Below are 17062 nucleotides of genomic sequence, written 5' to 3'. Positions count from 1 at the left end.
ATCCTGTTACTTCATGTCCAGATCGGAATTGCCAAACCCGTGTGGCAGCAGCCAGCCCGCCGTCACTTCCATGACGTCGTTTTTCAGGTTGGTGAGGATCACGGGCAAATCGGCGCCACCCATCTCGAAAATCACCTGGCGGCAGGCGCCGCATGGCGAGATCGGCTCGACCGTGTCACCCGTCACGGCCAGTTTGGCGAAATCGCCAGGTTTACAGCCATGCGCGATGGCGCTGAAGAACGCCGTGCGCTCGGCGCAGTTGCACAGGCCATAGGCGGCATTTTCCACGTTACAGCCACGGAAGACGCGGCCATCCTTGCACAGCAGGGCCGCGCCCACCTTGAAGCGCGAGTATGGCGCGTAGGCCAGTTCGCGGCCGGCGTTGGCTTCGGCGATCAGTTCTTGGTTGTTCATTTTATTCTTTCTAAACTGGGGTCAACCCCGCTGAAATGCCGGGGATGAAAGTAATTTACGGACGGATGGTACGGTAAATTACCGGATTGGCCGTCAACGCCACCGCGCTGATTTCATACGCGTCCTGGATTTCCTTGACGGCTTGCTGCGCCGCCGCTTCCGTGCGCGCATGCACCATGGCCAGCGGCTGGCCGACGGCGACCTGCTCGCCCAGGCCCACCAGATCCGTCAGACCGACGGCGAAGTCGATGCTGTCCGTCGGACGGCGGCGACCGCCACCGAGGGCCACCACGGCCAGGCCGATGCCGCGGCAATCGCGCACATTGGCATAGCCGGCGGAAAGGGCTGGCGCAGGCACGACGAATGGCGCTTTTTCCAGGTGCTTGTCCGGATTGTCGATCAGATCAAACGGGCCGCCCAATGCCGACACCATGCGCGAGAAGCGCTCGGCAGCTTCGCCTGAATCGAGGGCCGCCATCAGCTTGACGCGCGCTTCTTCTTCCGTTGCGGCCAGGCCGCCCAGCACCAGCATCTCGGCGCATAGCGCCAGGGTAACTTCATGCAGACGCGCGGGACGCGAACGGCCCGTCAGGTAATCCATGGCGCCGCGCACTTCCAGCGCATTACCGGCGTAGGGCGCCAGCGATTCGTTCATGTCCGTCAAAATGGCCGAGGTCTGCATGCCCGCGCCATTGCCGACGGCGACGATGCTCTCGGCCAGTTCCACCGATTTGTCGTAGGTCGGCATGAAGGCGCCCGTGCCCACTTTCACGTCCATCACCAGCGCGTCCAGGCCTGCCGACAGCTTTTTCGACAGGATGGAGCCGGTGATCATGGCCACCGATTCCACCGTGGCGGTGACGTCGCGGATGCTGTAGAAACGCTTGTCGGCCGGCGCCAGCTGCGCCGTCTGGCCGATGATGGCCACGCCGATATCCTGCACCACCTTGCGGAACAATTCATTGTCCGGCACCGTGCAATAGCCTGGAATGGCGTCGAACTTGTCGAGCGTGCCGCCCGTGTGGCCCAAGCCACGGCCCGAGATCATCGGCACGTAGCCGCCGCACGCGGCGATCATGGGGCCCAGCAGCAGGGAGACCACGTCGCCCACGCCGCCCGTCGAATGCTTGTCAACGACAGGACCCGGCAGGTTCAGCGAACGCCAGTCCAGCACGTGGCCGGAATCGCGCATGGCCAGGGTGAACGCCACGCGTTCGTCCATGTTCATGTCATTGAAAAAGACGGCCATGCCCAGCGCCGCGACCTGGCCTTCGCTGACGCTGCCGTCAGTGATGCCACGCACGAAAAACTGGATTTCCTCGGCGCTCAGGACGCCCTTGTCGCGCTTCTTGCGGATGATTTCTTGGGTTAAAAACATGCTAGCTCCGACAATATGTAATGTTCAATTCTGGCGGCGCAGGGTGCGGCTGGCGCCGGGCTTGTGAAAGCAACTTGGGGCCGGAACCCCGGCGCATCGCTGCGCGGGAAATCCGGCCCCACTGTCCTGCCCTGTCCTGCTTAAACGCCGTAAGGAATCCAGACGTTCTTCACTTGCGACGCATGCGCCAGCACGGCGCGGCCGCCACTTTGGGCGGCACTATACCAGTCACGGCCACGTCCGCCGCCGACCCAGGTACGTTTCAGGGTGCCGGCCGACAGGCGCTCAACTTCCGCGCAGCCCTCTGCAGAGCCGTCATGGCGCCAGACGGCGTCGATGTCGGCGTGCGTGGCCAGCGTGCGTGCCAGTTCGTCGGCGTTGCCGCTGATGATGTTGACGACGCCACCCGGCAAGTCGGACGTGTCGAAGACCTGGTACAGGTCCAGCGCGGAAAGTGGATGCGCTTCCGACGGTACCACCACTACGCGGTTGCCCAGCGCGATGGCAGGAGCCACCAGCGAAATGAAGCCCAGCAAAGGCGCTTCGTTCGGGCAAACGATACCGATCACGCCGACCGCTTCATTCAGCGCCACGGTGATGCCTTTGGTTGGCGGCTGGTGCGCCAGGCCGTCGTACTTGTCGGCCCATGCGGCGTAGTAGAACAGGCGTTCGATCGATGCCTGCACTTCCTTCTCAGGGTTCTTGTTGCCCGTCATGGCGGCGATGCGGGCGGCGAATTCATCGGCGCGCGCGGCCAGGTTTTCGGCGATGTAGTACAGCACTTGCGCGCGGTTATGCGCCGTAGCGCTGGTCCAGCCGGACGCCTTGTGGGCCGCTTCGACGGCGTTGCGGATATCCTTGCGGCTGCCCACGCCCACCTCGGCCAACAAGGCGCCATTCACGCCAAACACCGGGGTGCTGTAGGCGCTGTCAGGGCGCGCCTGCTTGCCGCCGATGTACATCTTGGCTGTACGGTCGATGGCGAACGGATCGGCGGCTGCCGGCTTTGCTGCGGCCTTGGCCTTGGCTTCGACCAGAGGCGCCGCAGGGCGCGCATCTTCGGCCAGGGCCGTCATGTATTCCAGCATGCCTTCGCGGCCGCCTTCGCGGCCAAAGCCCGATTCGCGGTAGCCACCGAAGCCGCAGGCCGCGTCGAACTGGTTCGCACTATTGATCCACACCACGCCAGCCTTGATGGCGGGAGCGATGTCGAGCGCCAGGCTGATCGACTCGGTCCACACGCTGGCGGCCAGGCCGTACACCGTGTTGTTCGCCAGTTGCACCGCTTCTGGCGGCGTACGGAAGCTCATGGCGACGAGCACGGGGCCGAAGATTTCAGCTTGTGCCACGGCAGCCGAAGTCGACGCGCCCGTGATCAGGGTCGGCGGGAACCAGGAGCCGTCAGCCGGCAGTTCGCACGCCGGTTGCCATACGTCGCAGCCTTCGGCGCGGGCCGAATCGACCAGCGCGGCGATGCGCTGGCGCTGCACCGGATCGACCAGCGCGCCCACGTCCATCGATTTATCGAGGGGCGAACCAAGGCGCAGGTTTTCCATACGCGCACGCACTTTATTCAGGAAACGCTCCTGGATGGACTCCTGCACCAGCAGGCGCGAACCGGCGCAGCAGACTTGCCCCTGGTTGAACCAGATCGAGTCGACCAGGCCTTCCACGGCGCCGTCCAGGTCGGCATCTTCAAAGACGATGAATGGCGACTTGCCACCCAGTTCCAGGGACAGCTTCTTGCCGCTGCCGGCCGTCGCCTGGCGAATCAAGCGGCCCACTTCGGTGGAACCCGTAAAGGCGATCTTGTCGACGCCAGGGTGGTTGACGATGGCCGAACCCACGCGGCCGTCGCCGGTGACGATATTGACCACGCCGGCCGGCACGCCCGCCTGCAGGCACAACTCGGCAAACAGCATGGCCGTGAGCGAGGTGAATTCGGCCGGCTTGAAGACCACCGTGTTACCAGCGGCCAGGGCCGGGGCGATTTTCCACGACAGCATCAGCAGCGGGAAATTCCACGGCACGATCTGGCCCACCACGCCCACGGCGCGGTAGTCGGCGAATTCTTCCGACTGCAGCTGCGCCCAGCCGGCGTGATGATAGAAATGGCGCGCGGCCAGCGGCAGGTCGATATCGCGCGTCTCGCGGATGGTCTTGCCGTTGTCCAGGGTTTCCAGCACGGCGAACAGGCGCGAATGCTTTTGCAGCAGACGGGCCAGCGCGTACATGACCTTGGCGCGGCCGTGGCCACCCATGCCTTGCCACACGGGTAGCGCGCGGCGCGCCGCTTCCACGGCGCGTTCAACGTCGGCGTCGGTGGCTTGCGTCAGCTCGGCCAGGGCGCTGCCGTCGGCAGGATTGGTCGAGGCGAACAATTCAGCCGGCTCGCTCCAGGCATTGCCGATGAACAGACCGAATTTGCGCTGATGGCCGTCCAGCCACGCCTGCGCTTCTTTTTGACTTTCGGGAGCAGGGCCGTAGTCCATAGTGTTGAGAATCTCGTTAATTGTAGTCATGACGAATGTTCTTTAAGGTTGTGCGTGACGATGATTGGCCGAGTAGCTGCCGGTGACGTAGTGCTCGAGCTGGCGCTCGATGTCGGTCAGCAGGCTGGAAGCGCCGATGCGGAACAGGTGCGGTTGCAGCCATTCATTGCCCAGCTCTTCCTTCATCAGGCTCAGGTATTGCAGCGCGCTCTTGGCCGAGCTGACGCCGCCAGCCGGCTTGAAGCCCACCTGGAAGCCTGTCTGCTCATGGTATTCGCGGATCGTGCGCACCATCGTCAGGGCCACGGGAATGGTGGCGTTCACGCCTTCCTTGCCAGTGGAGGTCTTGATGAAATCGGCGCCCGCCATCATGCACACCCACGAGGCCTTGGCCACGTTTTCCAGCGTCAGCAAGTCGCCCGTGGCGAGAATCGCCTTCACGTGCGCTTCGCCGCAGGCCTTGCGGTAGGCCAGCATTTCGTCGTACAGCACTTGCCAATTACCTTTCAAGACATGCTGGCGCGTGATGACGATATCGATTTCAGTGGCGCCGGCTGCGACCGACAGTTCGATCTCGCGCAGCTTCGTTTCCATGCTCGTCAGGCCGGCCGGAAAACCCGTCGACACGGCGGCGATGGGCAAGCGGCCCTGGATGACTTTGACGGCAGGGGCGATCATCTCGTGATACACGCACACGGCGCCGGTGCTCAAATCAGCCAGGCCCAATGCCGCCATCAGGTCGGCGCGCAGTGGGCGCATGGCCTTCATGCACAGGCGCTCGACGCGGCCCGGCGTATCGTCGCCGCCCAGGGTGGTCAGGTCGATCACCTGGATGGCCTTGACCAGCCAGGCGGCCTGGTATTCCTTTTTCACCGTACGGCGGTTCGCCAGGCTGGCCGCGCGGCGGTCCGTAGCGGCGCGGTTGACGCGAATCTGGTTGATCCAGCCCAGGTCGAGGCCAATGGCCTCGTTACGCTTGAAGTCGGGGTGCATGAGTGTCATAACAAGCTGGTTCCATTAGCAAGTGGTGGTACGCCGAGGTGCTTGGCGAGGGTTTGGCCAATATCGGAGAAGGTCTCGGAAATGCCCAGTGCGCGCGGAGCGACGCCGGGGCCGAAGAAGATCATCGGAATATGTTCGCGGGTATGGTCGGAGCCGTGCCAGGTCGGGTCGCAGCCGTGGTCGGCGGTGATCACGACCAGGTCGCCTTGCTTCAGCTTGGCCATGAATTCCGGCAGGCGCGCATCCATTTCGCGCAGCGCATCGGCATAGCCTTCAACATTGCGGCGGTGACCGAAAGCCTGGTCGAAATCGACGAAGTTGACGAAAGTGAGCGACTTGTCCTGCACTTCATCGGCCGTTTTCAACAGCGCTTCGAACAAGGCCATGTTGTCGACGCCCTTGACGACGCGCGAGATGCCCTGGGTGGCGAAAATATCGCTGATCTTGCCCAGGCCGACGACTTCGCCGCCCGCGTCTTTCACGTGGTCCAGCAGGGTCTTGCTTGGCGGCGCGACGGCGTAGTCGTGGCGATTGGACGTGCGCGTATAGTTGCCGTTGCTGCCGGTGAACGGGCGGGCGATGACGCGGCCGATGTTGTATGGCTCGACCAGCTTGAAGGCCATTTCGCACACTGCGTACAGGCGTTCGAGGCCGAACGACTCTTCGTGCGCGGCGATCTGCATGACCGAATCGCCCGAGGTGTAGATGATCAGTTTTCCGCTGGCGACGTGCTCGTCACCGTGCTTGTTGATGATGTCCGTGCCAGAGGCGTGGCAGTCGCCGAGGAAACCGGGCACGCCCGACATGGCTTTGAGCTTGTCGGTCAGGTCGGCCGGGAACGATGGCGTGGTGCGGGGGAAATAGCCCCAGTCGAATTCGACGGGCACGCCGGCGATTTCCCAGTGGCCGCTCTGCGTGTCCTTGCCGGTGGAGCGCTCGCGCGCCGCGCCGTAGGCGCCGGTAAAACCGTCGCGCTGATCGAAGCCCGCGGCCCATTCACCGCTGGCGAAGTGGGCGGCGGCGCCCAGACCCAGGCGTTCCATGTTAGGCAGTTTCAAGGTCTTGCCGCTTTTGGCGACAGTGCTGGCAATATGGCCAAAGGTATTGGCACCTGCGTCGCCATACTTGGCGGCGTCTGGCGTCGCGCCAAGGCCGAAGGAATCAAGCAGGAGGATAAATGCGCGTGACATGATAAGGCTCGCTTTATGGATGTGATGCGGGATGATGCGCTCAGTGTAGGCCGGATTTTCCCGGTCTGCCGCGCGGCAGCGCCGGTGGATGGCGCGCCGCTACTGCGTAGAGAAGAGTACTTAGGCTTGCGGTTTTTCTGCCACTTTGGCCAGGAAGGCCAGGATCAGCTTGACCAGGTCTTTCGCGCCGATGGCCGCGTATTTCAGGGTTTGTTCGTGCGACAGGGCGAATGGCGACATGCCTTCTGCCAGGTTGGTAATGACGGACACGCCCACCACTTTCAGGTCGCAATGACGGGCCGAGACCACTTCCGGCACCACCGACATACCGACCGTGTCGGCGCCCAGGCGGGCCATCATGCGGATTTCAGCAGCCGTCTCGAAGTTCGGACCTGGGTAGGCGACAAATACGCCCTCGTGCAGGGTGATGCCATTCGAGGCAGCCGTTTCCTTCACCAGGTTGCGCAGGTCCGCATCGTAGGCATTGGCCATGCTGAAGAAGCGCGGGCCGAAGCGGTCGTCGTTCGGGCCAACCATCGGCGTGCCTGGCAACAGGTTGATATGGTCGCTGATGGCGACCAGGCTGCCGGCGTCCACTTCGGGGCGCAGGGAACCGGCCGCATTCGTCACGAAGAGCATTTCGCAGCCCAGCAGTTTCAAGGTGCGGATAGCGCTCGTCATCACGCCCATGCCATAGCCTTCATAGAAATGGCCACGGCCTTTCATGCAGACCACGGCGACACCCGACAAGTTGCCCACCACCAGTTCGCCGGCATGGCCGTGCACGGTGCTGATCGGGAAACCTGGCAATTCGTCAAAGCTGATGCTGACGGCGTCCGTCATCTGCTCGGCCAACACGCCCAGGCCGGAACCGAGGATCATCGCCACGCGCGGCTTGAAATTTTCAGGGGCGCGGGCACGGATGATTTCGGCGGCGTGGAAAGGGGTGTTGTTCGACATGGTTATCCTCTAGTGACTAATGATGATGGTTGCTGCCTGCGCGGTGGTGTCCGGCGACCTGCCGTCGCCCCGGTGCAGCGGGTAAAAACTGGCGCTTGTATGGGGTTTGTGGGTAGTGCCAAATGCGTATTGCGACTGTCAGCCGCCACTATGCATCAAACGCAATATGTATGGCAAATACCATTTTTCTTGCCAATTTATACAATTCAAATATAAATGGCCGATATTATAGTCCACGCAAGCCCATGCCTGCCAGCCACGATTGCGGCCTTGCCATGCCCGGAAAATAGATGCATTACGCGGGCCACGCAGGTATTTGTGCGCACGCTTGACACAAAACAGACAAATGTTTACAGTTACGGACAAATGTTTAAACCTTCAGCGAAAACCCTGTGACCGATACCAATAAAAAAGACCAGCTGTATACGCTGATCCGCAACAACCCCTTCATCTCGCAGCAAGACCTGGCGAGCGAACTGGGCTTGTCGCGCTCGGCCGTCGCCGGCCATATCGCCGGCTTGATCCGTGAACGCCGCCTGCTGGGACGTGCCTATGTGCTGCCCGACAGCCGCCCCGTGCTGTGCATAGGCGCTGCCAACCTCGACCGCAAGATGCGCACCCTGGCCACCCTGCAGATGGGCACGTCAAACCCCGTGCGTTCGGAAGAAGTATTTGGCGGCGTGGGCCGCAATATCGCGGAAAACCTGGCCCGCCTGTCGCTCCCCGTCGCCCTGCTGACGGCGCTGGGCGACGATGCCGCCGGCCACGCCCTGCAAACGCATGCGGAAGACGCCGGCATCGACATGCGCGGCAGCTTGCATTTGAGCAACACCAGCAGTGGCACTTACACGGCCGTGCTCGACGAACATGGCGAAATGCTGCTGGCGATGGCCAACATGCAACTGTATGAACAGTTGACGCCAGCCTTTTTGCACAGCCGCCAGCCGCAGCGCGCGGCCGCCGCCCTGACCGTATGCGACCTGAACCTGGGCCACGACAGCGTGCAAGCCTTGCTGGCCGATGCGCGCCAGGAGGCTGCCCAAGCGACCCCGCTGGTCATCATCGCCGTCTCGCAACCGAAAATGGCGCATCTGCCGCAAGACCTGACGGGCTTGCGCCTGCTGATACTGAACCGCGGCGAACTGGAAACGCGCGTCGCGCGCGCCTTGCCGACGGCAGCCGAGCTGCGCGCCGCCTGCCGCGAAGTGCAGCGCCAGGGCGCACGCCAGGTGATCGTCACCTGTGGCGGCGAAGGCGTATATTTTACCGATGGCGACACCCTGGACGCGCCTATCGTGCACCTGGCCGCGCGCGAAGTGGACGCCGTCGACGTGACGGGCGCCGGCGATGCCTTCTCTGCCGCCGTCTGCTGGTCGCTCTACCACAACAGCGCAGACCTGAAGCTGGCGTGCCGGCGCGGCCTGAAACTGGCCGCCATGACGCTTGAATCGGCCGCCACCGTGTCGCCGCTGATTTCAGCCGATGCACTCGATGATATTGACGACGCCGACCTGGCGCCACCCCCTCCTACCCTCTTTCAACAGGACTGAACCATGACCCAATCGAAGCCCCAACTGCACAACTTCCTTTCCTTCTCGCAAGAAGTACTCGACGCGCGCGCAGCCGGCAAAGCCATCGTGGCGCTGGAATCGACCATCATTTCGCACGGCATGCCATATCCGCAAAACGTGGAAATGGCGCGCGAAGTGGAACAGATCATCCGTGACGGCGGCGCCGTGCCAGCCACCATTGCCATCATCGACGGCAAGATTTGCGTGGGCCTGTCGCCCGAGCAGCTCGAATTGCTGGGCACCTCGCCCGACGCCATGAAGGTCAGCCGCCGCGACCTGCCGTTTGTCCTGTCGCAGCGCAAACTGGGCGCCACCACCGTGGCTGCCACCATGATCTGCGCCGAACTGGCCGGCATTGCCGTGTTTGTGACGGGCGGCATCGGCGGCGTGCACCGCGGCGCGGAAACCAGCTTCGACATTTCCGCCGACTTGCAGGAACTGGCGCAAACCTCGGTCGCCGTCGTTTGCGCAGGCGTCAAATCGATCCTCGACATCGGCCTGACCCTGGAATACCTGGAAACGCATGGCGTGCCCGTCATCAGCGTCGGCCAGGACGGTTTCCCCGCCTTCTTCACGCGCGAAAGCGGCTTCAAGGCCGATTTCCGCCTCGATACGCCAGCCGAACAGGCGGCTTTCATCAACACCAAGTGGCAGCTGGGCCTGGCAGGCGGCGTGGTCGTCAGCAATCCCGTGCCAGCCGCGCAAGCCATGCCGAAGGAAGAGATCGACACGATCACCACGCAAGCGCTGCAGGAAGCGGACGCGGGCGGCGTAAAGGGCAAGCAAGTCACGCCATTCCTGTTGTCGCGCATCAAGCAACTGACGGACGGACGCAGCCTGGCGACGAATATCGCCCTGGTCAAGCACAATGCCCAGGTCGGGACGGCACTGGCCATTGCCATGCAGGCGGTGGTGGCACGATAATAGGACTGCTGTAAAGAAGCGCGCGCACCTTCATGGGTCCGCGCGCTGTTCCCGCTTAGCACACGCAACGCAAGGAAAGCATGTCCATCGATCTTAAACAGTTAAAGTATTTTCTTGCCGTTGCCGAGGAGAAAAGCTTCAGCCGCGCCGCCGAGCGCCTGCATATCTCGCAGCCGCCCCTGAGCCAGCAGATCATGAAACTGGAAAGCGAACTGGGCGTACGCCTGTTTGCGCGCACTACGCGTACGTTCGAACTGACCGTGGCGGGCAAGGCGCTGATGAACGAAGCGGCCGACTTGCTGGCCAAGATGCGCATGACCATCGATACCATCCGCCAGATCGACCGCGGCGAAGTGGGCCGCTTGCGCGTAGGCATCGTCGGCTCGGCCATGTGGGGCCCCATCCCCAGCCTGCTGGAAGAATTCCAGACCAAGTTTCCCCGTGTCACCTGGACCATCCACGAACTCGGCCCCACGGTGCAATACGAAGCACTCCGCGCCAAGCAGATCGACGTGGGCTTCTGGCGCGAACCCAAACTCAACGATGACGACTTGCGCCACGACAATTTACGCCAGGAACTTTGCTTCCGCGAAAACGTCTGCGTGGCCGTCAATGAACACCATCCACTGGCAAAGAACACGGCCATCGAGTTGCTCGACATCGCCCACGAACCCATGCTGAGCCTGACCCTGGACAAGTCGGCCTTTCCCCGCTATCTGGTGCAATGCTGCATCAATGCGGGCTTTGAACCGGTGATTTTTCAGGAAGCAAGCGAACCGCAAACCCTGCTGGCCATGGTCGGCGCGGGTCTGGGCGTGACCCTGGTGCCAGAAACGACGAGCCGCATCGGCTGGCCCGGTGTGGTGTTTCTGCCGATCAAGACCAATCCGCCGTCGGCCAACCTGTATATCAGTTACACCACGCTCGACGACGCCCCTGTCGTGCGGGCCTTCCTGAATATTCTCAATCCGCCAGGCGCCTGAATCCAGGCAGTCCAGTCATTTATATGTGTTTCATATAAATAAACAAACAAAAACGTATTTGTCATACATATCGGGCATGATGCATAGTGATTCGGACGCCCATCGTGGCGACGGTCCCGTGCTTGCCTTGCCCGTCATGCCGACGGCGCATCCAGCCCGCTCCGGCTCATCCATTCGATGTTGTAAATATAAAAGAGACGGGCGCGACTGTTGCATGAGCATCACACTGTGTACGTAAAAGCATACAAGGCCAGCAATGATCTTCTGCATGATCTTGTGCAATACAGTGCAATGTTGATAAGGAACCATCACCTCGTGCATGAAAAACAGGCTAAATCGGCCCCACATTATATGTTTCACCTATAAAAAATATACAATATCGATCTTCCAGGAGCCAATTCATGAAACTTACACAATTTAGTTTGACGATCGCAGCCGTATTCCTGACTGCTCAAGCGTCCGCGGCTACCCCAAAACTGGGTGTCGTGTATGACGCGGGCGGCAAGTTCGACAAGTCGTTCAACCAATCCGCTTTCGAAGGCGCATCGCGCTTCAAAAAAGACACGGGCATTTCCTTCATCGAAGTGCAGGCATCGAGCGATACACAGGCTGAACAAGTCATGCGCGGCCTGGCCCGCAAGAAACTCGACATGATCGCTGCCATCGGCTTTGCGCAAACGCAAGCCGTGCAAAAGGTCGCCAAGGAATTCCCGAACGTGAAATTCGTGCTGATCGACGGCCAGGCTGCCGGCAGCAACGTCAATTCCGTCATCTTCAAGGAAGAAGAAGGCTCCTACCTGGTGGGCGTGGCTGCAGCCATGGCCAGCAAGAGCAAGAAAGTCGGCTTCATCGGCGGCATCGATATTCCCCTGATCCGCAACTTCGCCTGCGGCTACGCGCAAGGCGTCAAGGCCGTTAATCCGAAAACGGACATCACGCAAAACATGGTCGGCACCACGTCCAGCGCCTGGAATGACCCGGCCAAGGGTGGCGAGCTGGCCCGCTCGCAATTCGAACGCGGCGTCGATGTCGTCTTCGCCGTCGCTGGCGGCAGCGGCATGGGTACCTTGCAGATGGCCAAGGAAAAAGGCAAGCTGGCCATCGGCGTCGATTCGAACCAGAACCATTTGTATCCAGGCAGCATCCTGACCTCGATGGTCAAGCGCGTCGACAACACGGTCTACGACAGCTTCATGCAAGTGAAGAACGGCACCTGGAAGGGTGGCACCAGTTATAAAGGCTTGAAAGAAGGCGGCGTGGACTGGGCGCTCGATGCGAACAACCGCACGCTGATTACGCCGGAAATCGAGAAGCGCGTGTTGGCTGCGCGTAAAGACATTATCGACGGCAAGATCAAAGTGATCGATTACCGCGTCGGCAGCACCTGCCCGGTTTAAACGCACTCTTCATTCTTAAACGCGCCGCCGGGGCCTGTCTCCGCGCGGCGCGTTTCCATGAAACTATCCAGTTATGAGCCTATGCAGCCAGCAGTAGAATTTCGCAGCATTTCCAAGCAATTTGGACATGTGAAGGCCAACGCCGACGTCAGTTTCTCCATCGCCAAGGGCAGTATCCATGGCCTGGTGGGAGAAAACGGCGCCGGTAAATCGACCTTGATGAGCATCCTGTACGGATATTACCGTGCCGACGGCGGAGAAATCTTGCTCGACGGAAAAATACAGCCTATCCGCAACAGCCAGGAGGCGATCAAGCTCGGCATTGGCATGGTGCACCAGCACTTCATGCTGGTCGAGAACTTCACCGTCCTCGACAATATCATGCTGGGCACGGAAGGCGGTTTTCGTTTGGCCAGTCACCGCGCCGAAGCGGAGGCCCAGCTGCGCGACATTTGCGCGCGCTACCGCCTCGACGTCGACCCGCTGGCGAAGATCGAAGACTTGTCCGTCGGTGCGCAGCAGCGCGTGGAAATCCTCAAGCAGATTTACCGCAGCGCCAACATCCTGATCCTCGACGAGCCGACGGCCGTGCTGACGGCCCAGGAAACGGCGTCGCTGTTTGAAATCCTGCGCCTGTTCAAGGAACAAGGCAAGACCATCATCCTGATCACGCACAAGCTGCAAGAGATCCTGGAAATCACCGACAACGTCACCGTCATGCGCGGCGGCACGGTGGTGGGCGCCGTCGCCACGGCAACCACCTCGAAAGAGGAGCTGGCCAACATGATGGTGGGCCGCCCGATCCAGAGCCACTTGCCGCGTGCGCCCTACAATCCGGGCGCCACGGTGCTGGAAGTAGACGGTTTGCAACTTGCAGATGAGCAACAGGTCAAATTGCTGGCCGATATCGGCTTCAACTTGCGCGCCGGCGAGATCGTCGCCATCGCGGGCGTGTCCGGCAATGGCCAGAGCGAGCTGCTGGAAATCCTCTCGGGCATGCGTTTGCCGACCTCGGGCAAGCTGCGCTTCCTGGACAAGGACTTACCGTTTGGCAAGCGCACAGACGCCGACGGCTTGCCGCTGGCCTTCCGTGAACTGGGCATCGCCCACATTCCGGAAGACCGCTTGCGCGATGGCGTGGTGAAAAACTTCTCCGTCATGCAAAACACCATCCTCGGCTACCAGGACCACCTGAAAAACCGCTGGGGCCTGTTCAACTTCAAGGCCATCGGCGCGCGCTGCGCAGAACTGCTGAAGACCTTCGATGTGCGCCCGGCCAACCCGGATCTGCGCATCGGTTTGCTGTCCGGCGGCAACCAGCAAAAAGTGGTGATCGCGCGCGAAGTGCTGGCCAAGCCGAAACTGATGCTGGTGGGGCAACCCACGCGCGGCGTCGACATCGGCACCATCGAAAGCATCCATACGCAATTGCTGGCCCTGCGCGACGCAGGCGTGGCGATCCTGCTGGTGTCGGTCGAACTGGAAGAAGTGCGGGCGCTGGCCGACCGCATTCTGGTCATGTGCGGCGGACGCATCACCGGCGAACTGAACATTGAAGAATTCGATACCACCCGCATCGGTCTGTTGATGGGGGGAATGCATAAATCATGAATAACGACTTGCCACGCTGGGCGACAGCCTTTGTCATGCCCATGTTAAACCTGCTGTCGGCCTTGCTGGTCGCGGCACTGGTGATTTATATGCTGGGCGAAGACCCGGGCGAATCGCTGGGTATCCTCGTCCACAGCGCCATCCTCAATCCGGAAGGCTTGAGCTACACCCTGTTCTACGCCAGCACCTTCATCTTCACGGGCCTGTCGGTCTCCGTGGCGATGCAGGCCGGCCTGTTCAATATCGGCAGCGAAGGCCAGATGTATATCGGCGGCCTGGGCTTGACAGTCGCCATGCTTGCCTTTGACCAGACCCTGCCCGCCTGGCTCTTGATTCCGGCGGCCATGATAGGCGCGGCCCTGTTTGGCGCGCTGTGGGGCTTTTTGCCCGGCTATCTGCAAGCGAAACGGGGCAGCCACATCGTGGTGACCACCATCATGTTCAACTTCATCGCCGCCAGCCTGATGAACTTCGTGATCGTGAAATACCTGATTCCGCCAGGCGAGCAGAATACGGCCAGCCGCGTATTTGCCGAAAGCGGCGAAATGCCGCGCCTCTCCACCTGGTTCCCGGCGCTGGGCGACACGCCGCTGAACATCAGTTTCCTGTTGGCCATCGCCGCGCTGCTCATCTACGGCGTGATGGTCTGGCGCTCGTCGTGGGGCTTCAAGCTGCGCGCCACGGGCCTGAACAAGCATGCGGCCCACTATGCGGGCGTATCGATCAGCAAGATGATCATCATCGTCATGCTCATTTCCGGCGCGCTGGCAGGCCTGGGTTCCGTCAACTCCATCATGGGCTCGACGCATTATTTATCGCTCAACTTCGTCGGCGGCGCCGGCTTCATCGGCATCGCCATCGCCCTGATGGGCCGCCAGCATCCGGTCGGGATCTTTTTGTCGTCGGTGCTGTTCGGCGCGCTGATACAGGGCGGTTTCGACTTGTCGCTGGAAAAACCGAATATTCCGACGGAAACCTTCATCTTCATCCAGGGCTTGATCATCCTGTTCTGTGGTGCAATGGAAAACTTCTACGCACCGGCCATTTCCGCCCTGCTCAAGCGCATCAAAGGCTAACACCATGACACTCGACGACTTTCATTTCGCCAGCATCCTGGTGTCGACCGTGCGCAATGCGCCGGTCCTGATCTTTGCCGCCATGGCCGGCCTGTTTGCCGAACGCAGCGGCATGATCGACATCGGCCTGGAAGGCAAGATCCTGGCCAGCGCCTTCGCCTCCGCCGCCGTGGCCTACACCACGCAAAACCCGTATTACGGCATGGCGGCCGGCATGCTGGTGTGCGTCGCCCTGGCCCTGCTGCAGGCGTATGTCAGCATCACGCAAAAGGGCAACCAGCTGGTGGCCGGCATGGCGATCAATATCGCCATGAGCGGCTTGACCTTTGTGCTGGCGCAATTTTTCTTCCAGCAAGGCGGCCGCACGCCCGACCTGGGCCAGGCGCGCCTGTTCGACGTGGTCTTGCCAGGCACGCAATACGTGGAACACATCCCCTTCATCGGCTGGGTGTATGCCCATTTGATCGGCGGCCATTCCATCCTCGTGTATGTGGCCTTCCTGTTGATTCCGCTGGTGCACTGGCTGCTGTACCACACGCGCTTCGGCCTGCGTCTGCGCGCCTGCGGCGAAAACCCGCATGCGGCCGACTCGGCCGGCGTGAGCGTGGAAGCGACGCGCTACCTGGCCATGCTGGTGGCCGGCATTTTGTGCTCGTTCTCGGGCGCCTATCTTGCCATCGTGCAAAGCGGCTTCTTCCTGCGCGACATGTCGGCCGGCGCCGGCTACCTGGCCCTGACGGCCATGGTGTTCGGCAACTGGCGCCCCGTCTACACCTTCCTGGGCTGTTTGATGTTCGGTTTCTTCGCCGCCATCCAGATCCAGATCGAAGGCGTGGACTTGCCTGTCGTGGGCCGCATCCCCGGTTCCCTGATCCAGATGGTGCCGTATGTCGTCACCGTGATCGTGCTGGCAGGCTTGATGGCGAAATCCATCGCACCGAAAGCGATCGGCATTCCGTTTGTAAAGTCTCGTTAAGTCTGACTTAGCCTGATACAAAAAGCGAAGCCCGCGGGCTTCGCTTTTTTATGCCTGCGGAATGTCCGCCAAGGAAAAATACACGGGCAAGCCGAGACTGCGCGCCACGGCCACCATCTGCTCCGCCCCCTGGGAAGCGCCGCCGATACGCAATACGCCATCGCAGTGGCTGAGCAAACGCGTCGCATGCGCATGGAACAGTTCTTCGTAGACAAGGTCGCCGACCTGGCGCGAACCGGCCAGCGCCAGCATGGGCAAGGCCAGCCATTCACCCAGCAGTGGCAAATGCCCGGCCGCATACAGGGGCAGGCAGACGGCTTCCATGGCCGCTACATTGCGCTCCATCTTGGCCGGATCGTCGCCCGTGCCGGAGCGATACGGTCCGGCAATCAATATTTGCAGTCCCCGTTTGCGCGGCGTCAAGTGCATTTGCGCATGCTGCAGCAGCATGATGGTCTTGCCGTCGCAAATGCGCCCATCCGCCACCATCTGCATCGCTTGCGCCAGCGGCAATTCCAGCACTTCGATATCTTCGCCCTCATGCGCCAGGCCGCCGCCCTCGCTGAGGCGGCTGGTGGGATCATATTGCGCCACGAAAAAATGCAAGCGCTCCGTCACCGAACCGGGGCTCATGAAGGCCTCGAACACTTTCTGCACATGACCGACCTGGTAGCCCGTTTCTTCCTCGACTTCCGCACGGATGCGCTGCTCAGGGCTAGCTTCTTCCAGTAAACCGGCCGCCGCTTCGATCAGGAAACCGTCGTGGCCTTCGCGAAACGTGGGAAAGCGGAATTGGCGGATCAGGATCACCGTGCGCTTGGCTTTGTTGTACAGCAAAATGGTGGCGCCATCGCCGCGGTCGTAGGTTTCCCGCGTCTGCGTCTGCCACTGGCCGTCCCGGCGCAGATAGTCAAATGTGGTCTTTTGCAACAGGTACCAATCGTGCGACAGGGTCTGCACGCCCTGAATACGTACCCGTTGCTGCTCAGTATTTTCTTCGCGCATCTTGTCTCCTTGTGCTTGCCTTCGTCCTCGCCCTTCCAGATCGCGCCTTTGAGCCAGGTCAATGATATCGTCGTGCACCGCGA

General features: G+C 61.4%; 13 protein-coding genes and 1 pseudogene. 7 read left to right on the top strand and 7 right to left on the bottom strand.

What is annotated here, in order from left to right; all coding sequences use genetic code 11:
* Positions 1 to 6: 6 nt before the first annotated feature.
* The 6 genes from ACQ4W6_RS04985 to xapA form a co-directional block, all read right to left on the bottom strand.
* The gene (locus ACQ4W6_RS04985; RefSeq protein ID WP_035824999.1) at positions 7 to 414 is read right to left on the bottom strand and encodes a cytidine deaminase; all 408 of its coding nucleotides are present in this window, start codon (positions 412 to 414) and stop codon (positions 7 to 9) included.
* 55 nt (positions 415 to 469) lie between these two features.
* Positions 470 to 1792, bottom strand: a complete 1323-nt coding sequence (gene deoA, locus ACQ4W6_RS04980; protein WP_436566079.1) for a thymidine phosphorylase — start codon at positions 1790 to 1792, stop codon at positions 470 to 472.
* A gap of 140 nt (positions 1793 to 1932) precedes the next feature.
* Complete coding sequence (locus tag ACQ4W6_RS04975; protein WP_436566078.1) at positions 1933 to 4314, bottom strand: aldehyde dehydrogenase family protein; 2382 nt, start codon at positions 4312 to 4314, stop codon at positions 1933 to 1935.
* 12 nt (positions 4315 to 4326) lie between these two features.
* Positions 4327 to 5286, bottom strand: a complete 960-nt coding sequence (deoC, locus tag ACQ4W6_RS04970; protein ID WP_436566077.1) for a deoxyribose-phosphate aldolase — start codon at positions 5284 to 5286, stop codon at positions 4327 to 4329.
* Positions 5283 to 6476, bottom strand: a complete 1194-nt coding sequence (locus ACQ4W6_RS04965) for a phosphopentomutase (RefSeq protein WP_436566076.1) — start codon at positions 6474 to 6476, stop codon at positions 5283 to 5285. Before ACQ4W6_RS04965 ends, deoC begins: the two co-directional genes overlap by 4 nt.
* A 120-nt stretch (positions 6477 to 6596) precedes the next feature.
* Entirely contained in the window at positions 6597 to 7436 is an 840-nt protein-coding gene (xapA, locus tag ACQ4W6_RS04960) for a xanthosine phosphorylase (RefSeq protein WP_436566075.1), read from the bottom strand.
* Between the two features lie 392 nt (positions 7437 to 7828).
* Between xapA and ACQ4W6_RS04955 the strand changes: the two genes are divergently transcribed.
* The 7 genes from ACQ4W6_RS04955 (at position 7829) to ACQ4W6_RS04925 (ending at position 15974) form a co-directional block, all read left to right on the top strand.
* Positions 7829 to 8986 (top strand): carbohydrate kinase family protein, encoded by a 1158-nt coding sequence (locus tag ACQ4W6_RS04955; RefSeq protein WP_436566074.1) that lies wholly within the window; start codon positions 7829 to 7831, stop codon positions 8984 to 8986.
* A gap of 24 nt (positions 8987 to 9010) precedes the next feature.
* On the top strand, positions 9011 to 9931 hold the full coding sequence (locus tag ACQ4W6_RS04950) for a pseudouridine-5'-phosphate glycosidase (protein WP_436566309.1): 921 nt from the start codon (positions 9011 to 9013) through the stop codon (positions 9929 to 9931).
* A gap of 80 nt (positions 9932 to 10011) precedes the next feature.
* A complete protein-coding gene (locus ACQ4W6_RS04945; RefSeq protein ID WP_436566073.1) occupies positions 10012 to 10914 on the top strand; it encodes a LysR family transcriptional regulator in 903 nt (300 codons plus the stop codon).
* Between the two features lie 401 nt (positions 10915 to 11315).
* Positions 11316 to 12311 carry a BMP family lipoprotein gene (locus ACQ4W6_RS04940; RefSeq protein ID WP_436566072.1) on the top strand — a complete coding sequence of 332 codons (996 nt, stop codon included), beginning with the start codon at positions 11316 to 11318 and terminating at the stop codon, positions 12309 to 12311.
* A gap of 81 nt (positions 12312 to 12392) precedes the next feature.
* Positions 12393 to 13922 carry an ABC transporter ATP-binding protein gene (locus tag ACQ4W6_RS04935; protein WP_436566071.1) on the top strand — a complete coding sequence of 510 codons (1530 nt, stop codon included), beginning with the start codon at positions 12393 to 12395 and terminating at the stop codon, positions 13920 to 13922.
* A complete protein-coding gene (locus ACQ4W6_RS04930; RefSeq protein WP_436566070.1) occupies positions 13919 to 14998 on the top strand; it encodes an ABC transporter permease in 1080 nt (359 codons plus the stop codon). Before ACQ4W6_RS04935 ends, ACQ4W6_RS04930 begins: the two co-directional genes overlap by 4 nt.
* 4 nt (positions 14999 to 15002) lie before the next feature.
* Positions 15003 to 15974 (top strand): ABC transporter permease, encoded by a 972-nt coding sequence (locus ACQ4W6_RS04925; protein ID WP_436566069.1) that lies wholly within the window; start codon positions 15003 to 15005, stop codon positions 15972 to 15974.
* 420 nt (positions 15975 to 16394) lie between these two features.
* Here the strand turns inward: ACQ4W6_RS04925 and ACQ4W6_RS04920 are convergent.
* Positions 16395 to 16979: pseudogene (locus ACQ4W6_RS04920) on the bottom strand (NUDIX domain-containing protein); the annotation flags it as partial.
* Positions 16980 to 17062: the final 83 nt, after the last annotated feature.

The sequence above is a fragment of the Janthinobacterium woesei genome (genome assembly GCF_051380875.1).
Lineage (GTDB): Bacteria > Pseudomonadota > Gammaproteobacteria > Burkholderiales > Burkholderiaceae_D > Janthinobacterium.
The sequence above is the reverse complement of the archived record's forward strand: the minus strand, read 5'-3'. Positions and strand labels throughout refer to the sequence as shown.

Bases quoted from the DNA above. Each gene is read 5' to 3' on its own strand.
- ACQ4W6_RS04985 (WP_035824999.1), bottom strand. From the start codon at position 414: ATGAACAACCAAGAACTGATCGCCGAAGCCAACGCCGGCCGCGAACTG.
- deoA (WP_436566079.1), bottom strand. From the start codon at position 1,792: ATGTTTTTAACCCAAGAAATCATCCGCAAGAAGCGCGACAAGGGCGTC.
- ACQ4W6_RS04975 (WP_436566078.1), bottom strand. From the start codon at position 4,314: ATGACTACAATTAACGAGATTCTCAACACTATGGACTACGGCCCTGCT.
- deoC (WP_436566077.1), bottom strand. From the start codon at position 5,286: ATGACACTCATGCACCCCGACTTCAAGCGTAACGAGGCCATTGGCCTC.
- ACQ4W6_RS04965 (WP_436566076.1), bottom strand. From the start codon at position 6,476: ATGTCACGCGCATTTATCCTCCTGCTTGATTCCTTCGGCCTTGGCGCG.
- xapA (WP_436566075.1), bottom strand. From the start codon at position 7,436: ATGTCGAACAACACCCCTTTCCACGCCGCCGAAATCATCCGTGCCCGC.
- ACQ4W6_RS04945 (WP_436566073.1), top strand. From the start codon at position 10,012: ATGTCCATCGATCTTAAACAGTTAAAGTATTTTCTTGCCGTTGCCGAG.
- ACQ4W6_RS04940 (WP_436566072.1), top strand. From the start codon at position 11,316: ATGAAACTTACACAATTTAGTTTGACGATCGCAGCCGTATTCCTGACT.
- ACQ4W6_RS04935 (WP_436566071.1), top strand. From the start codon at position 12,393: ATGCAGCCAGCAGTAGAATTTCGCAGCATTTCCAAGCAATTTGGACAT.
- ACQ4W6_RS04930 (WP_436566070.1), top strand. From the start codon at position 13,919: ATGAATAACGACTTGCCACGCTGGGCGACAGCCTTTGTCATGCCCATG.
- ACQ4W6_RS04925 (WP_436566069.1), top strand. From the start codon at position 15,003: ATGACACTCGACGACTTTCATTTCGCCAGCATCCTGGTGTCGACCGTG.